At 68.8% G+C, this 21228-nt stretch carries 16 protein-coding genes; 7 read left to right on the top strand and 9 right to left on the bottom strand.

Features of this window, described 5'->3' with window-relative positions; translation table 11 throughout:
* The first annotated feature begins 45 nt into the window (after positions 1–45).
* Positions 46–1056 (top strand): L,D-transpeptidase, encoded by a 1011-nt coding sequence (locus TBIF_RS13500; RefSeq protein ID WP_051461532.1) that lies wholly within the window; start codon positions 46–48, stop codon positions 1054–1056.
* A 27-nt stretch (positions 1057–1083) separates the two neighbouring features.
* Here TBIF_RS13500 and TBIF_RS13505 read toward each other — a convergent pair whose 3' ends face one another.
* Complete coding sequence (locus TBIF_RS13505; protein WP_235174732.1) at positions 1084–2082, bottom strand: DMT family transporter; 999 nt, start codon at positions 2080–2082, stop codon at positions 1084–1086.
* 73 nt (positions 2083–2155) lie between these two features.
* Here TBIF_RS13505 and TBIF_RS13510 point away from each other — a divergent pair, with 73 nt between their 5' ends.
* On the top strand, positions 2156–3055 hold the full coding sequence (locus TBIF_RS13510; protein WP_024795329.1) for a LysR family transcriptional regulator: 900 nt from the start codon (positions 2156–2158) through the stop codon (positions 3053–3055).
* Here the strand turns inward: TBIF_RS13510 and TBIF_RS13515 are convergent.
* From TBIF_RS13515 to TBIF_RS13530, 4 genes are all read right to left on the bottom strand, one after another.
* The gene (locus TBIF_RS13515; protein WP_024795330.1) at positions 3052–3486 is read right to left on the bottom strand and encodes a nitroreductase family deazaflavin-dependent oxidoreductase; all 435 of its coding nucleotides are present in this window, start codon (positions 3484–3486) and stop codon (positions 3052–3054) included. The two genes, TBIF_RS13510 and TBIF_RS13515, sit on opposite strands and share 4 nt — an antisense overlap.
* Positions 3487–3500: 14 nt before the next feature.
* Positions 3501–4307, bottom strand: a complete 807-nt coding sequence (locus tag TBIF_RS13520) for a shikimate 5-dehydrogenase (protein ID WP_024795331.1) — start codon at positions 4305–4307, stop codon at positions 3501–3503.
* A gap of 127 nt (positions 4308–4434) precedes the next feature.
* Entirely contained in the window at positions 4435–5055 is a 621-nt protein-coding gene (locus TBIF_RS13525) for a flavin reductase family protein (protein WP_024795332.1), read from the bottom strand.
* A gap of 59 nt (positions 5056–5114) precedes the next feature.
* Positions 5115–7088 carry a M13 family metallopeptidase gene (locus TBIF_RS13530; protein ID WP_024795333.1) on the bottom strand — a complete coding sequence of 658 codons (1974 nt, stop codon included), beginning with the start codon at positions 7086–7088 and terminating at the stop codon, positions 5115–5117.
* Positions 7089–7373: 285 nt separating this feature from the next.
* Between TBIF_RS13530 and TBIF_RS13535 the strand changes: the two genes are divergently transcribed.
* Both TBIF_RS13535 and TBIF_RS13540 read left to right on the top strand, forming a co-directional pair.
* Positions 7374–7724 carry a DMT family transporter gene (locus TBIF_RS13535; RefSeq protein WP_024795334.1) on the top strand — a complete coding sequence of 117 codons (351 nt, stop codon included), beginning with the start codon at positions 7374–7376 and terminating at the stop codon, positions 7722–7724.
* Positions 7721–8050, top strand: a complete 330-nt coding sequence (locus tag TBIF_RS13540) for a DMT family transporter (protein ID WP_024795335.1) — start codon at positions 7721–7723, stop codon at positions 8048–8050. Before TBIF_RS13535 ends, TBIF_RS13540 begins: the two co-directional genes overlap by 4 nt.
* A 96-nt stretch (positions 8051–8146) precedes the next feature.
* Here the strand turns inward: TBIF_RS13540 and TBIF_RS13545 are convergent, their stop codons facing one another.
* Positions 8147–13702 carry an ATP-binding protein gene (locus tag TBIF_RS13545; protein ID WP_024795336.1) on the bottom strand — a complete coding sequence of 1852 codons (5556 nt, stop codon included), beginning with the start codon at positions 13700–13702 and terminating at the stop codon, positions 8147–8149.
* 554 nt (positions 13703–14256) lie between these two features.
* Between TBIF_RS13545 and TBIF_RS13555 the strand changes: the two genes are divergently transcribed.
* Complete coding sequence (locus tag TBIF_RS13555; protein ID WP_038171111.1) at positions 14257–15414, top strand: trans-sulfuration enzyme family protein; 1158 nt, start codon at positions 14257–14259, stop codon at positions 15412–15414.
* A 158-nt stretch (positions 15415–15572) separates the two neighbouring features.
* Positions 15573–17138, top strand: coding sequence for an NTF2-like N-terminal transpeptidase domain-containing protein (locus TBIF_RS13560; RefSeq protein ID WP_051461533.1), 1566 nt, complete (start codon positions 15573–15575; stop codon positions 17136–17138).
* A gap of 7 nt (positions 17139–17145) precedes the next feature.
* Here the strand turns inward: TBIF_RS13560 and TBIF_RS13565 are convergent, their stop codons facing one another.
* Entirely contained in the window at positions 17146–18075 is a 930-nt protein-coding gene (locus tag TBIF_RS13565; RefSeq protein ID WP_024795339.1) for a LysR family transcriptional regulator, read from the bottom strand.
* Between the two features lie 101 nt (positions 18076–18176).
* Here TBIF_RS13565 and TBIF_RS13570 point away from each other — a divergent pair, with 101 nt between their 5' ends.
* Entirely contained in the window at positions 18177–19202 is a 1026-nt protein-coding gene (locus tag TBIF_RS13570; RefSeq protein ID WP_024795340.1) for a YeiH family protein, read from the top strand.
* 89 nt (positions 19203–19291) lie between these two features.
* On the opposite strand, the gene TBIF_RS13575 is transcribed toward TBIF_RS13570, so the two are convergent.
* A complete protein-coding gene (locus tag TBIF_RS13575; protein WP_024795341.1) occupies positions 19292–20767 on the bottom strand; it encodes a peptide MFS transporter in 1476 nt (491 codons plus the stop codon).
* Positions 20764–21153 (bottom strand): DUF3054 domain-containing protein, encoded by a 390-nt coding sequence (locus TBIF_RS13580; RefSeq protein WP_024795342.1) that lies wholly within the window; start codon positions 21151–21153, stop codon positions 20764–20766. Before TBIF_RS13580 ends, TBIF_RS13575 begins: the two co-directional genes overlap by 4 nt.
* Positions 21154–21228 lie beyond the last annotated feature (75 nt).

The following is a 21228-nucleotide window of genomic DNA, read 5'->3' on the forward strand; positions in this document are numbered from 1 at the left end:
GGTAACGAACCGAATATGAGCACGACGAACCGAGGTGTTAGCGCAATGAAGCCCAATGGAAAATCCGGAGCGGTAGGCCGGTTGATGCGGCCCGCAGTGGCACTCGCGGTTGCCTTGGGCACTGGCGCAGCCATGGTCGTCGGCTCCGCAGGTGTCGCCCAGGCCGCCCCGATCTTCAGCGGAATTCCCGGATTGCAGGACTTGCCCGGCCAGCCCGATGTCGCGTCGCCTCTGCTGGAGACGCAGGTCTTCCCCGGCGGCCCCACTGTCGGAGGGGTTCTTGGGGTTCCCGCGCAGGGCCAGGACTCCGGCGCACTGGCCCCGGCGAACTTCGGCACCCCGTCGATCACGCCCAACGAGGGCGACGTCGTGGGCGTGGCGCAGCCGATCATCATCCGCTTCCCGAGCGCCGTGTCGGACCGTGGTGCCGCCGAGCAGGCCATGCGCGTGACCGCCGGTGGCGGCGAGCTCTCGGGCGCGTTCCACTGGTTTAGCGACACGCAGGTGCGCTGGCGTCCAGAGGCGCTGTGGCCGGGCAACACGACGGTCACCGTCCAGGCCGGCGACGCGACGCGCACCTTCCAGATCGGTGACGCCGTCGTGGCCACCGCGGACGACGCCACCAAGACCATCACGATCACCCGCAATGGCGAGGTCGTCAAGACCATGCCGACGTCGATGGGCAAGGCCGGCTACGAGACCCCCAACGGCATCTACACGGTGGGCGATAAGCACCGCGACTACGTGATGGACTCCACCACCCTCGGTGTGCCGCTCAGCGATCCGCAGGGCTACCGCGTCACGGTCGACACCGCGGTGCGCATGTCCAATAGCGGTATCTTCCTGCACTCCGCCCCGTGGTCGATGTGGGCGCAGGGCAACACCAACACCAGCCACGGCTGCTTGAACGTCAGCCCCGCGGACGGCGAGTGGTTCATGCAGAACACCAAGCGTGGCGACGCCGTCGTCGTCGTGAACACCACCGGCGGAGCCATCAACGGCCATGACGGCCTGACCGACTTCAGCATGCCGTGGGGCGAGTGGGTCAACGAGTAGGCCCCCAAGACCCCGCTAGACCTTGACCTAGACCTTGACGGAGCCCCCGGCGTGCACAGCGGCCGGGGGTTCCGCCATCTCGACCGGCAGATCGGGCTGATCGGGGCGGTCGGGCGCCGGGGCGGCGGTCTGGGACACGAACCACACCCCGAGGACCACGATTGCGCAGCCCAGCAGCTGCACCGGGCTCGGGCGCTCGCCTATCAGCACCATCGCGAAGAAGACCGCCAGCACAGGCTGGAGGAGGAGCAGCGAGGAGCCGACCGAGGGGGAGAGCTTCGGCAGCGCCGCCCCGATGAGCACCCAGCCGAGGACCTGGCCAGACAAGCCCACCACCATCAGCCAGCCGATGGCTTCCCAGCCAGGCGTGAAGTCGACCGCGCCCCAGAGCAGCCCGATTGCGGTGCCCGCGATGCCCGCAGCGGCGGTGGAGATGAAGACCTGCGAGTTGGCGCGCTCGCGCGAGCTGGTGCGGCCCACGATGATGATGTAGACCGCGTACGCGACGCCGGAGGCCAGACCCAGCAGCGTGCCGACAAGGAGGCCGCCGCCCTCTGCCGGAGCCGCGCCGACCAGGCCGCTCGTGAGTGTGATGCCGATGAACATCAACGGCACGGCCAGTACGAACCGCAGCGGAATCCGGTCGCGATAGAAGGCCCACGCGAGTAGCGGGACCACCAGGACCTGGGCGCTGTTGAGGATTGTGGCGATGCCCGCGCCGACCATCAAGATCGATTGCGTCCACAGCGCGAAGTCGATTCCGAGCATGACGCCGCCGACGGCCTGGATCGCGACGACCCTGCGGGTTGGCATGCCGTGCCTGCGGAACTCCAGCAACATCAGCAGCGCGAGCGGGGGGAGCGCGATCAGGCAGCGGAAGAACACGGCGGTCGCGGGCGAGGTGTCGGCCAGTTTGGTGAACACCGAGGTCAGGGAGATGGAAGCGGCGCCAGCGGCGGCGATCCAGCGGGCATCCAACGCCGCGGGGGCGGCCTTCACGGGGGCGGGGGGAGCAGCGATTGTCACCGAGCTATTCTCGCGCGTCAGACAGATAAGCACAAATAACTAAAAGTATCGAAAAAGCAGTAGTATTCGTTATGTGTTGAATATCGAGAGGGTGCGGGCGCTGTGTGCCCTGGCGGACCACGGCTCAATCGCCGCGGTGGCGGATGCGTTGGGGGTGACGCCGTCAGGGGTGTCCCAGCAGTTGGCCAAACTGGAGAAGGAGGTGGGGACCGCGCTGATCGAGCGCGAGGGCCGGGGCGTGCGGTTGACCGACGCGGGGCGGCTGCTGGCCCGCCGCGGCCACGAGATCATCTCGCTGTTGGCGCGAGCAGAGTCGGAGGTGGCCGCCCTGCACGGCGATGTGGTCGGGGCGCTGCGGCTGGGCGCGTTCGTCTCCGCCAGCCGCGCCGCGCTCCCAGAGGCCGTCACCCGGCTTCGGGCCGCGCACCCGCACCTGGCGGTGACGCTCGCCGAGGGCGAGTCCGAGACGTTGATTCCACAGGTGATGCGGCGGGCGATGGATGTGGCGGTGGTGGACAGCTGGTCCACGCTGCCCCTGCACATCCCACCCGACGCGGTGTTCACGATGCTGCACCGGGACATCGCCGACGTGGCCCTGCCCGCGGACCATCCCCTGGCCCAGCGCGAATGCATCCCGCTGGCCGAGCTCGACGGGCTGGGGTGGGCCGCCTGGAACGAGGGCACGGACTTTCACGACTGGCTGGTGCAGACACTCCGGGCGAACGGTGTGGACCCGCGCATCGACTTCAAGGTTGCGGAGTTCGCCACCCACCTCGAGTTCGTGGACCGCGGGCTGGCCGCGGCGTTGATCCCGCGGCTGGCCCAGGTGGCGACCCCGCCGGGCGTGCGGATCGTGCGCACCACGCCCATCCTGTACCGGGACGTGCTGGCACTGTCTCGGGCCGATAACGACCGACCCACAGTCCGGGCGGGGGTTACGGCGCTGCGCTCGGTGTTCGCGGACCTGGCCTAGACCTCCGCGATATCCGCCACCAGCACGCCGACGCGCTTGGCGGACTGGCGGGCCAGGCCGTGCAGCGCGGGATCGGCGGGATCGGTCACGACGCGCGGATTCGTGACCTGGTAGACGTGGCCGCCGCGGCGCAACTCGCAGGAGCCAGCTGCGAACAGGTTCCGCATCCAGTCGGTGCGCGAGCCGTAGAGCAGGATGATCGAGATGGTGTACCCGGATCGTTGGCTCCCGGATCTGAGCGCAGTCACCGGCGTCTCGTAGCGCTGGCCGGACTTGCGGCCGACGTGCACGATCATCGCCCACGGCGGCAGGTACGGCGCCCAGATCCGCTGCAGCTTGTTGTGCGTGCGCTTGTTGAACTGGGGCAGCCAGCCAGGGGTGACGGCGTGGCTCTGGGGCGGAACACGCTTTGGAGAAATACTGTCGGGCATAGCTGGGTCCTCTCTTAGACCTCCCGCGAGTACGCGGAGGCGCGGGAAATCTGCTCGTCGCTGGGCCGCACGCCGGTGTACATCGCGAACTGTTCCGCGGCCTGCAGCGCGATCACGTTGTCGCCGGTGACGGTGCTGGCCCCGAGCTCCTCGGCGCGGCGGATGAGCGGGGTGCGCGGCGGCATGGCGACGACGTCGAACACGGTGTGCGCAGCGGCGATGGCGTCGTCGTCGAAGGGCAGTTGGGCCGCCGAGTCGCCGGCCATGCCCTGCGGGGTCGCGTTGAGCAGCAGTGCGGGCCGCCGCGGGCCGAGCTCGGGGATCCAATCGCAGCCGTGCATGCGGGCCAGGGCGCGGCCGGTCTCCGCGTTGCGCGCGAGCACCACGAGGTCCTCGTATCCCCGCCCGCGCAGCGCGGCCAGCGCGGCCGAGGCCATGCCGCCGCTGCCGGCGACCACAGCCTGCCCGTCCGGCTGGGGGAGCAGCTCCTGCACGGCCAGCACGTCGGTGTTGTATCCGGTCAGGTGGCCGTCCTCGTTGACGATGGTGTTGACCGCGTCGATGGCGACCGCCGACTGGTCTAGGGCGTCGAGCATCGGCATGCAGTCACGCTTGAATGGCATTGAGATGCCGGCCCCGCGGATCCCGAGGGCCCGGATCCCGGCGACCGCGCCCGCGAGATCCGTCGTGGTGAACGCCTTGTAGACGAAGTCCAGCCCAAGCTCCGCGTACAGGAAGTTGTGAAAGCGAGTGCCGATGTTCGACGGGCGCGCGGCCAGCGAGATGCACAGCGTGGTGTCTTTGTTGATGCCTAGCGTCATCAGGTAAGTCTAGTTGGCCCGGAGATTCCTGCGGTGGCGCGGAGCTTGCAGGATTGAAGCGCAACGTGATTCGTGATGGTTGTGGGATCGACTAACGCGATCAACCCGCCGGTCGCTTAGGAGGAGATTAGGGATTCGCGGGCCGCTGCCGCGCCACGGTCTCAGGAGTCAGGCCCCAGTCGGACCGCCCGAGACGCGACGGCGCCGCGAGCCTGCGGAAGTCTGGGAGGCCGTCCGGCGCGAGGACGTCGTCACGCACCGAGACGTGGACGACCCTGCCGAAAATCAGCGAACTATTCCCCATCTCGATGATCGAATGCCGCACGCATTCAAAGGAGATGGGCGCCTGCGCCACCCGGGGAACCGAGACGACGGTGCTCGGCTCGGCGGTGAGGCCCACCTCCTCGAACTCGTCCACGGAGTGGTCGAACGACGCTGACGTGGCGTTCATCTGGTCGATCAGAGACTCGGAGCCAATGTTGACGACGAACTCGCCGGTGTCCGCGGTGTTTCGCCAGCTGTCCTTGTGGCCCATCGAGTTGAACTGCAGGATCGGCGGCTTGCTCGAGGCGACGGTGAAGAAGCTGTACGGGGCGAGGTTCAGCACGCCGTCCGCGGATCGCGTCGAGACCCAGGCGATCGGCCGGGGGACCACCGAGGCGGTCATGAGCTTGTAGAACTCGCCGCCCCGCATCGCGGCGGGGTCGAAGCCGGTGCGGGTGGAGGGTGGGGTCGTGATGTCTGGCATGGCTTCCCGTCGTATTGGCCGGCGGCGATACGCGGGCGCCGGCTCGGCGCCCGCGCGGCTCACCAGATCCGCACGCGCTCCTCGGCGGGCATGAACAGGGCGTCGTCGGCTGAGACGTCGAAGGCCTCATAGAACTCGTCGATGTTGCGGATCACGCCGTTGCAGCGCAGCTCGGGCGGGGAGTGCGGGTCCACGGCCAGCCGGCGGATCGCCTCGGACTCGCGGACCTTGGTGCGCCACACCTGTGCCCAGCCGAAGAACACGCGCTGCACGCCGGTGAGGCCGTCGAGCACGGGCGGTTCCTCACCGGTCCTCTCGAGCGCGATGCGGTAGGCGGCCAGCGCGATCGACAGCCCGCCGAGGTCGCCGATGTTCTCGCCGATGGTCAGCTCGCCGTTGACCTTGTGGCCGGGCAGATCCGACGGGGACAGCGCCGCGTACTGGGCGATCAAAGCCGTTGTGCGCTTTCCGAACTCAGCTCGGTCCGAGTCGGTCCACCAGTCCACGAGCTCGCCGTCGCCGTCGTATTTGGCACCCTGGTCGTCGAAGCCGTGGCCGATCTCGTGGCCGATCACGGCACCGATCCCGCCGTAGTTGGCGGCGTCGTCGGCCTCCGGGTCGAAGAACGGGGGCTGCAGGATTGCGGCGGGGAACACAATCTCGTTCATGCCAGGGTTGTAGTAGGCGTTGACGGTCTGCGGGGTCATGAACCACTCGTCCCGGTCCACCGGCCCGCCCAGCTTGTCGAGCTCGCGACGGTACTCGGCAAGGTTGCCGTTGCGGATATTGGCCAACAGGTCGGTGGGCGTGATCTCGAGGCCGGAGTAGTCGCGCCACTTGTCGGGGTAGCCGACCTTGGGGGTGAACTTATCGAGCTTGGCCAGGGCCTTGACGCGGGTCTCCGGGCTCATCCACTCCAACTCGGAGATGTTGCGGCGGTAGGCCTCCGTGAGGTCGTCCACCAGGACCTTCATGCGATCCTTGGAGTCCGCGGGGAAGTGCCGCTCGACATACAGCTTGCCGACGGCCTCGCCGAGGAGGTCCTGGACGACGCTCACACCACGCTTCCACCGCTCGCGATTCTCCTCGGTGCCGGAGAGGGCCTTGCCGTAGAACTCGAAGTCCGCCTGCACGAGGTCGTCGGTCAGGTATGCCGCGCGCGAGCGCAGAACCCGCCACACCGCCCAATCCTGCCACTGCGCCAGTTGGCGAGACTGCCACAGCTCGCCCAGCCCGGTGAGGAAACTCGGTTGCCGCACAACGACTTCCGCGAACTTTGACGGGTCCTGGGTATGCGCGCCGATCCACTGCTGCCACGGGAAGCCAGACGCGTCCGCGGCGAGGGCCTCGGGGCTGGTGAGGTTGTAGGTCAGGTCCGCGTCGCGGTTGCGCACCACGTCCCAGTGCGCGGCTGCGATGGCGGTCTCGAGCTCGAGGATGCCGGCTGCCTTGGCCGTCGCGTCGGGGATCGAGGCGAGTTCGAGCATCCGGGCGATGTGCGCGACGTAGCTCTCGCGGATCTCGGCGTAGGAGTCCTCGCGGTAGTAAGACTCGTCGGGCAGGCCCAGGCCGGACTGCGTGAGGTAGACGAGGTAGCGGGTGGAGTCCTTGCGGTCGGTGTTGACGTACATGCCGATCGCGCCCTGCACGCCGGTGGTCTGCAGGTGGCCGATCACGGCGGCGAGCTCGGCGGCGTCGGCGGCACCCGCGATCGCGTCGAGGTCCTCCCGGATCGGGTCCAGGCCGGCGGCGGCGATGGCCGCGGTGTCCATGAAGCTGCGGAACAGGTCGCCGATCTTGCGCTGCTCGGAACCCTCCGCCGCGTCGGCGGCGGCGGCAGCCTCGTCGATCAGTGTCTTGACGTCCTCCTCGGCGCGGTCGTAGAGCGTGCGAAACGCCCCGTCGACGGCGCGATCCGCGGGGATCTCATACGTGTCCAGCCATTGTCCGTTGACGTGGGCGAACAGGTCATCCTGCGGCCGGACGGCGGGGTTGCGGTGGGTGAGGTCGATGCCGGAGCGGGAAGCGGTCATGGGTCCATCCTTCCATCGAGCTGGTGTGCGCACACGTTGATGCCGAGGTTCAGTGCCGCGAGCGCGCGGCGGCGGCTCACGCGCAGCCTGCTGGCGGTGATTCTCGGGGCGAGTTTCAGCACGTGGTGTGTGTCGTCGAGATGAAAGCTATGCCTGTCGGCTGGGGGCTGGTTAGGCCTCGGCGGTCCGGGTGCACCCTCGGTCCCGCTGGCGATACTCTGGCCAGGGATTATCGGCACCACATCGGGAAGCCGGTAACGACGCTGGTGGAGGTGGCTCAGAGCCGTGAAGTGGTGGTTGCTGGCCGGAACTATCTCATTCGAGGTGGCGGCGACGCTCTCGTTGCGCGGTGCCATCGACCACCCGGCCTGGTACGCGCTGGTGGTCGTGGGCTATTGCGCGTCGTTCATCTTGCTCGCCGCGGTGCTGCGGCTGATGCCCGTAGGCGTCGCCTACGGCATCTGGGGCGCCGGGGGCATCACGCTGACGGCGCTGCTCGCCGCGGTGCTGTTCAACGATTCGCTCACCATCCCCATGGTCATCGGGATGGGGCTCGTCATCGCGGGGGTGCTCGTGGTGGAGCTGGGCTCCCAGGAGGCCGCCAATAAGCGGGCTGGGCGAGATGAGGCCGCATGACCACCTGGCTGCTGCTGATCGTCGCCATCCTCCTGGAGGTGACGGGCACGATGTGCCTGACAGCGTCGGACGGATTGTCCAAGCGGCGCTGGATCCTGCCCGTCGGGGCGAGTTACCTGGCCTCGCTCGCGCTGGTCTCGGTAGTGCTCGGACGCGGGATGACGGTCGGCGTCGTCTACGGCATCTGGGTCGCGGGCGGGGTGGCACTGACCGCAGTCCTCGGTCGCGTCATCTTCAAGGACCCGCTGACGCTGAAGATGATCGCCGGCATCGGGCTGATCATGGCGGGCGTGCTGTTCATCGAGATCGGGGCGATGGCGGGCTGAGCTGGCCCGCCCCCGGAAAGACTTACGCGCGCCCACGCAGGAATTCCGAGTGCGGAATCTGCGTGGACGCGCGTAAGTCGCGTTTGAGCGGCAGAGCTACTTCTGCTTGGCCTCGGCCTTCGCCATGCCCCGCTCGACGGCCGCGGCGATCTGGCCGCGCAGCTCGGCGGCCGGCACGATCGTGTGCACCGAGCCGACCTCCTTCGCGCGGTCGATGTTGTGGATGGCCTCGAACTCGCTCGCCACCTCACCGAGCTTGGTCGAGCGCACCGCGGTCACCTCGTCGGCCAGCTCCACCCGCAGTCGCGAGCGGGCGGCGTCGGTGGTGGCGGCAGCCAGCTCGGCCTCGAGCTCACGGATCCGGGGATCCGCCTTGGTGCGGTTGTTGACGTCGCGGGTGAAGACGACCGCCGCCGCAGGCGCCCCGCCGAGCACCGAGGCGAAGGAACCCTCGATCGCGAGGACCTCCATGTTCTCGTTCAACGCTCCGGAGAACACGACGAACGCGCCGCCGTGGTAGCGGGAGACGACGCAGAACACGATGGGGCCGTCGAAGTTGACGATGGCCCGGCCGATCTCGGCGCCGTACTGCAGCTGCAAGTTCCGCAGCGACTCCGGGGAGCCGTCGAAGCCGGACAGGTTCGCCAGCACCACGACGGGGCGGTTGCCACTGGCCGCGTTGATCGCGCGCGCGGTCTTCCAGGAGGAGCTCGGGAACAAGGTGCCGGAGGTCCACTGGTCGGGCCCGTCCGCCGGGAACCAGCCCTTGCGGGGGATGGCCCGCGACTCGATGCCGACGATGGTGATCGGGTTGCCGCCCAGGTGGGCGTCGAGCACCACGGACGTGTCGCCGCCGACCATGTCCGCCCAGCGCTCGAGCGTGGTGTGGTCCTGGTCGACCACGGAGCGCATGACGGTGCGGATGTCGAAGGGCTTCTTGCGCTCGGCGTTGAACTCCGCGGAGAAGATCTCGCCGACCGTCGTGAAGTCGCTGCCCGGGTGCACATGCGGGTAGCTGCGGACGTCGCGCGTGACGGGATCGGCGGTGACAGCCTTGCGGGGGAAGCGCTCGCCGGGGGCGATGTAGGCGTGGGCGTAGTGCGCGAACAGCACCTCGCAGGCCGCGCCGAGGTTCGGCGCCCAGTACTGCGCCTGGCCGTTCGGCCCCATGACGCGGTCGTAGCCGCCGATGCCGAAATTGTCCTCCGCGGAGACGCCGCCGGAGTAGTCCAGCGACTGTTTGCCGGTGAGCACCATCGCGCTGTCCGGGGTCATCACCAGGATGCCCTTGGTGTGCATCAGCATGGTCGCCTCGGCGTTCCAATACGGTTGCGCGCCAACGTTGATGCCCGCGACGATGATGTTGATCTCGCCGCCGGCCTGCGTGAAGTTGATGATCGCGCGCAGAGCCCGGGACACCCAGTCCATGTTCTCGGTGCCGGACTCCATCGAGATGGTGGCGCCGGAGGACAGGGTGAACCACTCGATGGGCGCGCCGATGCGCTCCGCGAGCGCGATCGCCGCGACGACGCGGGCGCACTCGGCCTCGGCCACGGTGCCCAGGGCGCGAAGGGGATCGCCGAACAGCGCGACCCGTGTCATGCCCTCGGGGTAGCGGCTGGTGGGGGTGGTGACCAGGCCGGCGATGATGCCGGCGTTGTTCTGGCCGTAGGGCCGGTCGACGGGGACCAGCACCGTGCCGGTCTTGTCCAGGTCGTGCTCGACGAACGTGCCCTCGGTGCCGGTGAGCAGCGGGATCAGCTCATACGGGTAGACGGTGCCGCGGGCGCGGGAGCGCTGGATCTTCTGCGTGTACTCGTCGAGGGGCTGCATCGGCTCGGTCGGCGGCTCGGTGACCGTCAGCACCACGCCGGCGCCGGGGCGGTAGGAGGCGCGGATGGCGACGTCGCGGGGCTCAGCGCCGGGCTTCTCGCGGATCGAGGCCATCAAGATGATCTGCTCGATGCCGGCGCCGACGGTCAGCGGGGCGAGGCCACCCGCGATGACGGACATCTGCTCCGCCGACAGGGTGACGACGGGCCAGATATAGAGCACGACGCGGTTGGCATCATGTCGCCGGCGACTGGACCCGGTGCTGTGCTCGGCGGAGTTCTGCGTACGGCGGATGCCGTCGAGACATGCGGAGAGCATGCGCTCGAGGTCGGGCATCCCAACGATCTCGCCGTCGGCGTTCAGCTCGGGGGTGTCGTCGCGGACTTGGGCCATCGCGATGAGGCGCTCGTCCGACGGGTTCTCCCGGCCGGAGAGGTGGAACAGGTAGGTCTCCGGCGCCGCGGGCAGGCGGGTGCCGAAGAAGTTCTTCAGCCGCCACAGGTCCATGCGCTGCCCGGTGAGCGGGTGAATATCGCGGATGATCAGCTGCTCACGGGGGCCCTCGGGCTTGACCCGGTAGGTGAACCGGTGGGTGGTGCCGCCCTCGGTGCAGACGGTGAAGGTGCAGCGGCGGAACGACTTCCCAATACTGTGCCGAGCCAGCTCGCCACGGATCAGCTCGGAGACGGCGTCAGCGTCGTCAATGGGGTCCGCCCACGTGAGATAGACGTCGAGCACGAGGTTGGCGCGGTCGGTGATCGGCGCCGCGATCTCCTCGATCTGCGTGAGGAGCTTGCCCAGCTCGTGCTGCTGGCCCATCGCGGAGATCAAGTCCAGGTGCTCGTCCCGCAGCTGGTACTCGCCGGTGACGAAGTGCTGTCCACCGCGTTCGAGGCTCCGCACGTTCTCGAGATCACGGATCTCGTAGTAGCGCCGGGTGATGACCTCGAGCAGCGGGCCCGACTCCGCGGACGCGCGGGCGACATGCCCTGCCAGCAGATCGGTCAGCGGCTCTGGGGTGGAGGAGATCTCGGTGATGCGCTCGGCATAGTCGGGCGCAGTCGGGTTGGCGGTCAGTTGGGTCAGCACGCCGCGGATGCGGTCCATCGCGTCCTGGCGGGACTTGTCGATGCGCGGCTGGTCGAACAGGCGGTAGCGCAGGGTGCGCGCGGCGTCGCCGATCACTGGGTAGCGCAGCTGGGTGGCGAGGATCAGCCGGTCCAGCACGGGCGCGAACTGCTCGGTCAGTAGCGCGGCCTGCCCGGCGTCGGTGCTGGTGCCGTCGGAGAGCCAGCGGTTCAGGAGTGCGGCCACCACGGAGATCTGATTGTCCAGGCGCTGCTGGGACAGGAACACCCGGTAGACAGCCTCCTCAAGGGCCTGGCGGGCTCCCGGCGCAGCATCCTCGCCGAGCTCCAGCGTGGTGACGCCATAGTGGCGCAGCACGCGAGAGACATTCTGGCGGAACGACTCGGGCAGGCCCTCCCGGTCGAGATCGAGGGAGAGCAGGTACGAGTGGAAGTGCTCGCGGGGGCTGTGGACGCTCTCGACGCCCACCTCCTCTGCGGCGGTGGGACGGTTACGCGAGAGCTCGCACAGGTCCGCGAACGTGCGTAGCAGGGTCAGCTCCGCCGCCACGATCCGCTCATCGTCGGGCAGCTTGGCGCGCAGTCCCTCATATTCGGTGAGGAGGGTGCGGGCGTGCTCGACGCTGACGTCGTAGCCGGTGACCATGGAGCCGAGCACGTCAAGCAGCGCCAGCGCGCGGCCGGAGCAATCGGCATCGGAATCGATTGTGCGGGTGGAGAACTCGATACGGGGACTAGCGGGGGCCGCGGCGACGTTTTCTTCGGAGACCGGGTCCACGCGCAGCAGCGGGGCCCCGGCGTCCACCTGGGAGTTCACCACGGCCAGGACCTCGCGCACGCGGCCAGCGATGGGGGCGCGCACCGCGGTCTCCATCTTCATGGACTCGAGCACGATGAGCACATCGCCGGCGGCCACGTCGTCGCCCACCGCGACGGGCACCGCGACCACGACAGCCGGGGCGGGGGCGCGCACGACGCCGGCCTCGTCCTGGCTGATCTGGTGGCTGACGCCGTCGACCTCGACGAGGTACTGCGCGGCACCGGCGACGGTGACGACCTGGTGGCGCTTGCCGCCGACGATGGCAAGGCGGCGCTCGAACTCGCCGAGGCGCTCAATGTCGATCTCCACCTCGCCGCAGTCGCCCTCGAGGCGGTAGCTGCGCGGGCCGATCTGGCCGACGGTCAGCTCATAGCCCTGGCCCTGGTAGCTGAGCTCGACCGCGCGGCCGATGCTGTGGCTGGCGCGGGGACGCCCGCCGCGGGCGGAGCTAAGGAAGTTGGTGCGCTCGACGGCCTCCTCGGCGTCGTAGACCTCGATGGCCGCGGTGAGCAGCGCGATCTCGGCGACCGGGGTCGGGCCGTCGGACGTGCCCGCGCCGGTCCGGTCGAGCCAACCGGTGTCTGCGGAGCCATCGAGCAGCTCCGGCTCGTTGAGCAAGTTGAGCAGGAAGGACTTGGTGGTGGTGCCGCCGTCGAGCACAACGGTGGTCTCGCGCAGCGCGGTCCGCAGGCGGGCGATGGCCTCAGAGCGGTCGCGGCCCCACGCGATCACCTTGGCGACCATCGAGTCGTAGTCGGGCGGGATGACGTCGCCCTGCGCGATGCCGGTGTCCACGCGCAGGCCGGAGCCCAGCGGGAACTTCAGCAGTCGCACGGTGCCGGGGGCGGGCGCGAAGTCGTTGTCGGCGTCCTCGGCGTTGAGGCGGGCCTCGACGGCGTGGCCGAACTCGGCCGGGCAGTCGCCCTCCAGGGGGCGGCCGGTGGCCACGTGGATCTGCAGTTTCACCAGGTCGATGCCAGTGGTGAACTCGGTGATGGGGTGCTCCACCTGGAGGCGGGTGTTGACCTCGAGGAAGGTGAATAGGTCCTGGCTGGGCTGGTATAGGTACTCGACGGTACCCGCGCCCTGGTAGCCGGCGGCGCGCACGAGGTCCGCGGAGACCGCGCGCAGGTGGTCGGCCTGCTCCTGGGACAGCACCGGGGAGCTGGACTCCTCGATGACCTTCTGGTTGCGGCGCTGGATGGAGCAATCGCGCACGCCCGGGGCCCACACGTTGCCGTGCGCGTCGGCGATGATCTGCACCTCGACGTGGCGCGCGTCGGTGACGAGGCGCTCGAGGAAGACGACGGGGTCGCCGAAGGAGCGCTCGGCCTCGCCCTGCGTGCGCTCGAGGGCCAACTCCAGCTCGTCCTCGACGAACACCTTGCGGATGCCGCGGCCGCCGCCGCCGCTACGCGCCTTGATGATCAGCGGGTAGCCGATGGCCTGCGCGTGGCGCCGGGCGTCCGCGCGGGTCTCGACGGGGCCGCCGGACCACGGGGCGACTGGCACGCCGACCTTCTCCGCGAGGAGCTTGGCCTGCACCTTGTCCCCGAGCAGCCGCATGGCGTCGCCGCTGGGGCCGATGAACGTGATGCCGAGTTCCTTGCACAGGTCCGCGAAGACCGGGTCCTCGGCGACGAAGCCCCAGCCGACCCAGACCGCGTCGGCGCGCGCGCGGCGCAGGGCGTCGGCCAGCGCGTCGTAGTCGAGGTAGGCGCTTGCCGTGCCAGTCGGGTAAAGACAGACCGCGTCGTCGGCCTGGCGCACGAACATCGCGCGCCGCTCGGCCTCGGTGTGTAGAGCGATGGTCTCGATGCCGTAGTCGAACTCCGCGTTCAGCTCTCGTACCGCCCGGATCAGGCGGACGGCGGCCTCACCGCGGTTGACTACTGCAATTCGCTTGAACATGCTCAATTTTCACCGTTCTGGTCGCTGCTTCTGGGCCGGGCTGGAGCCCGGAGTGGCCATGTGCGCTGTCTCGGATGCACTGTTGCGCGGCCTGGCGGCGGCTTCCGGACTGCCGGATTTGTGGGGAGCCGTCGGCCCCGCCTTGTTGCCCCCGCCTGGTAGCCCCGCCTTGTTTCCTCTGCCGTGGTCAATAATGCCGCATTGACTGCTCATTGTCATGTTTCCCTGCGGGCGTCCGCGGAAATGAATTGGACGCTTATGTGAATATTGAAAACCTCTGTGGCGCAGCGACTTTGGTTGAATTCTAGGAAGTTTATGTAATTGAAAGCCCGTCAATTCCCTATTACTGTCGGGTATTATTTGCCGTACTGGCCGGTAGGTGATTGGTTACCCATCGGTATCCTGATTTCTACCGGCGAGTAGGGCTGTGTGTCGCATCACAGTGACCCTATAGGTTGACCGTCCAGGGGTGTGGCCGGACGGTAATCCCGCTCCAGGCATAGGTTGGAATGGTGAAAATCCCAGGGGAAGAGCAGGCAGGTCAGCTTGGTCCGATGAGCACCGCGGTGCACGTGGGCAACGACATCGACCCGGGCACCGGGGCCGTCCGCACGCCGCTGGTGCTGGCCAACTCCTACGCGTTGCCATATGACCCCTCGCAGATGAGCTGGTCCAATACCGAGGTGCCGTTCTACACGCGCAACAGCGGGGTCAATCAGTTGGCGCTGCAGCGCAAACTGGCGGCATTCGAGGGCGCGGAGGATGCGGTGGTCCTCGCCAGCGGTGTCGCCGCCTTGCATGCGGTGTTCTTCACGCACCTCAAGTCCGGGGACCACGTGGTGGTCTCCGACGTCAGCTATGAGGCGATCTTCCGCCTGTTCGCGGACCTCCTGCCGCGCAAATACGGCATCGAGGCCACGTTCGCGGACACCTCCGACCCCGACGCGGTGCGGGCAGCGTTGCGGCCGGAGACCAAGCTGGTGCACCTTGAGACCCCGGCGAACCCGACAACGAAGCTCACCGATGTGCGGGCCATCGCCGAGATCGCCCACGCGGCCGGCGCGCTGGTCACGGTGGACTCCACCTTCGCGACCCCGCTGCTGCTGCGGCCGCTAGAGCTCGGCGCGGACCTGGTGGTGCACTCGCTGACCAAATACATCAACGGGCACGGCGACGCGATGGGCGGCGCGGTCCTGGGCGCCAAGGAGCTCATCGAGCCCATCAAGGCCGACGCGATGGTGGATGTCGGCGGCGTGATCAGCCCGTTCAACGCGTGGCTGATCGGCCGGGGCGCCATCACGCTCCCGCTGCGGATGCGCCAGCACTGCGCCAACGCCCAGGCCGCCGCCGAGTTTCTCGAGGCGGACCCGCGCATCGCCTATGTCGCATATCCCGGGCTGGCGTCGCACCCTCAGCACGAGCTGGCCGCGCGGCAGATGTCCGACGGGTATGGCGGGATGATGGCGTTCGCGGTCCGGGGCGACCCAGACACGATGAACCGGTTCGTTGGCAACTTGCGGCTGATTACCTCGGCGGTGTCGCTGGGCCACGACGAGTCGCTCATTGTGCACGTCTCCGGCGATGGGCCGCGCGTGGCCGCCTACCCGCCCGAGTTCAAGACGTGGGGCCACCTGCGCTTTTCGGTGGGTATCGAGGATGCGGCCGACATTATCGCGGATCTGCGGCAGGCGCTGGACGCCACGTTCGGCTGAGTGGGAACCGCTCGGCTGAGTGTCGAATAGGCCACGACTGCGAGCCGGTGCCGAACAAACTGTGCCGCCATAGGACAATCGAGCTTGTGCGGATCAGTCGAGAGAGCGGTCAGGGCAGTCCCAGTGGGCGGCGGGCGTGGTTGGGCGGGATGGCGGCCATGTCTGCGCTGTTGCTGGTGCTTGCCGGATGCGGCGGCGGCGAGACGTCGGTGGAGAACGTGGCCAGGCAATTTGTCGCCGCCATCAACAGCGGCAACGCGGCCTCCGCGGCGAACCTCACTGATAACCCGGCCGCCGCACGGCCGGTGATCGAGCAGATGCTGGCGGGGCTGCCCGCCGATGACGTGCGGTTCGAGGTGGAGCAGGCGTCCAGCACGGGCGGTGGCTCCGGCAATGTGAGCCTGCGGGCCAAGTGGGACTTCGGCAAGGACCGCACCTGGGAGTACACCACCGACAGCACGATGACGCAGCTCTCGATCGGGTGGCGTCTCGCGTGGGCGCCAGACTTGCTGGTGCCGGAGTTCAAGGCCGGTCAGACGGTGCAGCTGATTCGCACGGATGCGGCGCCGCCGAAAGTGCTCGACGCGAACGGCCAGCCATACATGGCGGAGCAGACCGTCAACCAGGTGCGGATAGACGCGTCGCAGACGCCTGATCTCGAGGACAGCGCACGGCGGCTGGCCGCCGTCATCGTGCCTGTGGCGCCGCTGGTGACCGCGCAGGTGCTGATCGACCGCGCCTCCTCGAAGTCCGGGCCGGTCGACGCCGTCGCGCTGCGCGGTCCCGACTTCGCGATCCTCGAGGGCTCGATCCGCGCGATCCCGGGCGTCAGCGTGGAGCAGGTGCCGAAGCTGGTGCTGGCCAACCCGAACTTGGCGTCGCCGGTCACCAGCGACATCGCGCGGCGCTGGCAGGCCACCCGGGACAACACCGCCGGCTGGGCCGTGACCATCACCGGCCCCGGCGGGGTTGTGAACCAGGTCGCCGGACATCAGGGCCCGCCGCCGCCCGACCTCGGCGTGAACCTGGACTCGCACGTGCAGCTCTCGGCCGTGAACGGCGTCGTCGGCGTCGGGCAGCCCGCCGCACTGGTGGCATTCCGGCCCTCGACGGGGCAGGTCCTCGCGGTGGCGCAGAACAGCCAGGCGGACGTCGAGGGGCAGGTGGGCTTGCAGCGGCTGGAGCCGCCCGGCGCGATCTTCAGCGCGTTCCTGCGGGCGGGCGGGGTGGACCCCACCTCGGCTGAGCAGGTGCAGAAGGCGGCCCGGCAGATCGGCCTCGGCGTCGATCTGCCGCTGCCCGGCTTCACCGCCACCACCGGCAAGATCGGCGACGACGGACAACCCGTGGCCAGCGCGTATGGCATGGCGGTCGCGGCGACGACAATTGCCGACGGGAAGCTGCCCAGCCCCGCGCTGTTCACCGGCGACGCGGGCGAGGTGACAGGTCCCACGGAGGCGCTGCCGGGCGAGCTGCGTGACAACTACCGGCGGCTGATGGCGGACTCCGTGGCGACCGGCGCGCTCACCGTGCTCGGCGCGCATTCCGGCCTCAACGCTCTCACCGGGCAGGTGGAGTCGGATGCGGAGAACCCGCCGAGCTGGCTCATCGGCATCACCGGCGACTTGGCGTTCGCCGTGTTCGTCGGGGCCACCGACGGCACCAGCAATGCGGTGATCGTCGCGGACCAGTTCCTCCGCGCGCTGGCGCGACCCCCGCTGTAGACCCGGCCTAGTACGCGGGCAGTCGGGATCGACGGGCTAGATTCACGAGCTCGCCAGCCGGGCCCTCCAGCTGCTGGGGGCCGCGCCACACCGCGCGCAGAGTGCGGCGCAGGTCCAGCCTCTCCACCTGGACCTCGTGGAGCTCGCCGGTGGTGATCCAGTGCGCGGTGGCCAGCGTGGAGAGCACTGCGGGGCCCACACCCGCGAGGACGCTTGTGCGCACCGCCGCGCTGCTGCCGAGCTGGAGCAGGGGAGCGGGGCGCTCGTACTCGTGCAGTGCCACGTCGAGCGTCGTGCGCGTGCCCGAGCCCGCCTCACGCACCACCAGGGGAGTGGCCGCCAGCTCGGCAACCGACAGAGGGCGGCGCAACCTCGCCCAGGGATGCGTCGGATGCACCACGACTGTCAGCCGGTCCTGGCCCACCGGGATGGAGTGCACGGAGGTGGGCACGGTTGGCGACTCGACGAAGCCGACGTCGTGCTCGCCACTGAGGACCCGTTCGATCACCTCGCGGGAGTTCTCGACCCGCAGCTGGATCTGCACGTCGTGGTGGGCCGCGCGGAACTCGCCGAGCCAGGCGGGCACCAGATGTTCGGCCACGGTCATGCTGGCCCCGATCTCCAACTCGCTCGTCCGCTCCAGGTGCAGCGCCGCTGCCGCGTCGAGCAGTCGGGCCGCGTCGGCGAGGACCTCGCGAGCCCAGTGCGCGATGACAGTGCCCTGCGGGGTGAGGCGGGAGCCGCGGGCACTGCGCTCAAGCAGCGGCAGCCCGAGGCGGCGTTCCAGGTCCTTGACCCGCCTGCTCGCGTTCGGCTGTGCCATGCCGACACGCCGGGCCGCCGCGCCCAGACTGGAGTGTTCATCGATGCCCACGAGGAGTTCTAGGACGGCGAGGTCGGGCCAGTCCGTGGTCTTGGGCGGGGGGTGCAGGTCCATATCAGAACAGTATGCCTGCGCCGCTCACCATATCAATCACGCATGAGCTGATCCGGTATTGGCGGCTACCGGGAGTGCACGGGAGCGGCCAGGCTAGACGAATGATCATCCTTCCCCGGCGGGACCGGGCACAGACGTCGGCGGCCTCGATACTGCCAGGCCTTGGCCTCGTGCTCGTGGCGACTGCCGCCGCGATGCTGTTCAACGCGCTGGTGCCGGCCGTCAGCCCATTGTTGATCGCGATCCTCGCGGGCGCCCTCCTGGCGAACACGGTGTCGCTGCCCGCGGCATTGACGCCCGGCCTGGCGCTATCGGCGAAGCGGCTGCTGCGCGTCGGTGTCGCGTTGCTGGGCCTGCAGTTGGTGCTCGGGGACATCTTCGCGCTGGGCTGGGGCGTCATCGCTGTCGTCGTGGCGGTGGTGGTGCTGGGGATCTTCGGCACGATGTGGCTCGGAGCCAGGTTGGGACTGTCCTGGAGCCAGCGCGTGCTCATCGCCTGCGGCTTCTCCATCTGCGGGGCCGCCGCCGTGGCCGCCGCGGACGGCGTGATCGACGCCGAGGAGGAGGAGACCGTCACCGCCATCGCGCTGGTGGTGGTGTTCGGCACGTTGATGATCCTGGCCGTTCCGCTGCTCGCGGCCGCGTTCGGCCTCGGCGACGAGGACGCGGGCATGTGGGCGGGGGCCTCGATTCACGAGGTCGCCCAGGTGGTGGCCGCAGGTGGCGCCATCGGCGGCGGTGCGCTGGCTGTCGCGGTCGTGGTGAAATTGGCCCGCGTGTTGATGCTCGCACCGGTGCTGACTGTGCTGGGCCTGGTGATGCGTCGGCGTGCCGTCGCAGAGGGGGCGGTGGCCGGTGAGTCCAAGCGCCCGCCGCTGGTCCCGCTGTTCGTCGCGATGTTCCTGGCGCTGGTGCTGGTGCGCTCCACGGGCGTGGTGCCGGACAGCGTGCTCGACATCGCCAAGTTCTGCGGCACCGCGCTGCTGACCGCCGCGATGTTCGCCCTCGGCGCGGGGGTGCAGGTGGCGACGATGAGGAAGGTTGGGCCGAGGCCGTTCATCCTGGCCGCGGCCGCGACGGTCTGGGTGGCCGGGATCGCGCTGGGCGGCGTGCTGCTGGTCGGCTGAGCCTGCCCGTCCTCGCGAACCGTTTTGTGGTTCGCCAACGATGCAGGGTCCGTGAGCTATTGGACGGTCCGCGAGGAGGCAAGCGCGGGCTACGTCACCCCGCCCATCAGCTTCTTGATGGCAGGGGTCGCCGCGGCGAGCACGGCGCCGACAGCGATCGCGACCAGTCCCAGGATCAGGAAGTACGGCGTCTCGTTGGCCTCGTCGTAGAACTTCGCCAGCGAGCCCGACAACGCGGTGCCCATCGCGACCGACAGAAAGAACAGCGCCACCATTTGCGTGTGGAAGGCTTTCGGTGCGAGTTTGGTGGCCAGGGACAGCCCGATGGGGGAGAGCATCAGCTCCGAGGCCGCGAAAATGCCCATGATGATGATCAGCCCAATCACCGGTGCGGTGTTGACCCCGGGCGGCATCAGCAGGAACGCGAGGAATGCCACGCCCATGCCAGCGGTGCCGATCGCGAACTTCATGGGGCTCGACGGTTGCCGCGGGCCGAGTTTGGTCCACAGCGCCGCGAACGCGCCGGCTCCGGCGATCACCCAGACGGGCTCGATCGACTGGACCCAGGACACCGGGAACTGCCAGCCGAACAGGTTCCGGTTCAGCCGGGTGTCGCCGTAGATGGTGATGACGGTGAAGATCTGCTGGAACAGCGACCAGAACACGACGCTGGCGATGAACAGCGGGATGAACGCGTAGACCCGTTTGCGCTCGACCGAGTCGACCTGGCGGCTGGTGAGGATGACGAGGAAGTAGATGATGGCGGCGACCGTGGCGACGCCGACGGTGATGTCCGAGAGGTTCTCCGCATTGATGACCCCCGCAGCCGCGAGCGCGACGACGATCGCGACGAACACCGCCGCGGACCCGCCGTAATACAGCTTGAGCTGTCGGGATAGCGGATCGAGGGGCCGTGAGCCGACGCCGTGCAGGTTCTTGCGGAACACGGTGTACTGGATGAGGCCCAGGCCCATGCCGACGGCGGCCAGGGCGAAGCCCATGTGGAAGCCGAACGAGGTCTGCACCACGCCGGTGATGAGCGGGCCGACGAGCGCGCCGATGTTGATGCCCATGTAGAACAGCGAGAAGCCGGCGTCGCGGCGCACGTCGTGCTCGTCGTAGAGGTCGCCAACCAGGGAGGTCGCATTGGCTTTGACACCGCCAGCGCCGAGCGCGATGAAGATCAGGCCGATGCCGACGCCGGTGAGCCCCGGGATCACGGCTAGCGCGATGTGGCCGGTCATCACGAGGAAAGCGCTGTAGAACAGGGTGCGCTCGGCGCCCAGGACGCGGTCGGCCATCCAGGCGGCGAGGATCGTGGAGATGTAGACGAGTCCGCCGTAGGCGCCGACGATCCCGGCGGCGGTGCCGCGCTCGATCCCCAGGCCGCCGTCGGTGGTCGAGTAGTACAGGTAGATCAGCAGGATGCCCTGCATGCCGTAGAACGAGAAGCGTTCCCACATCTCGACGCCGAACAGGTTCGTCAGCGCCAGCGGATGGCCGAAGAATGCGCGGTCGTGCGGCGGCTTCTCTTGGCTGACGACCTCAGCCTCGATGGGGCTCATGGCTGGATCTTTCCATGGGTGGCCTGCTTGCGCAGCGCAACCGCACCGAGCAGACGCCAACCCACAAGTGTCGCCAGATTGAAGCAGGTGGCGACGATGATGAAGGCCAGCGCGGTGCCCCCGCCCGTGGCCTGGCGCAAGGCCATCCCGACGGCGACCGTGGCGACCCAGATGACGATGCCGCCGGGGGCGGTCCAGGGCGCGGGCCTGCGGGCGGCTAGGCAGATCACCCAGCCGACGGCCAGTCCCACCAGGAATGGCCAGGCGGTGTCCAGCACGCCGAGCAGCGCGTTGGCCTCCTCGTGGGTGCGGCGACCGATGGCGGCAAACACGATTATTAGGACGACGTCGGCCAGGAGGGCCAGCGGCAGCACATATCTTCTCACGCGTTATACCGTAGAGGTCCCGCAACGAGGACCGCGCGCGACGGCCCGGGTGGGGGCGTCGCGCGCGGTCGATTG

Source organism: Tomitella biformata AHU 1821 (genome assembly GCF_000524475.1).
GTDB lineage: Bacteria > Actinomycetota > Actinomycetes > Mycobacteriales > Mycobacteriaceae > Tomitella > Tomitella biformata.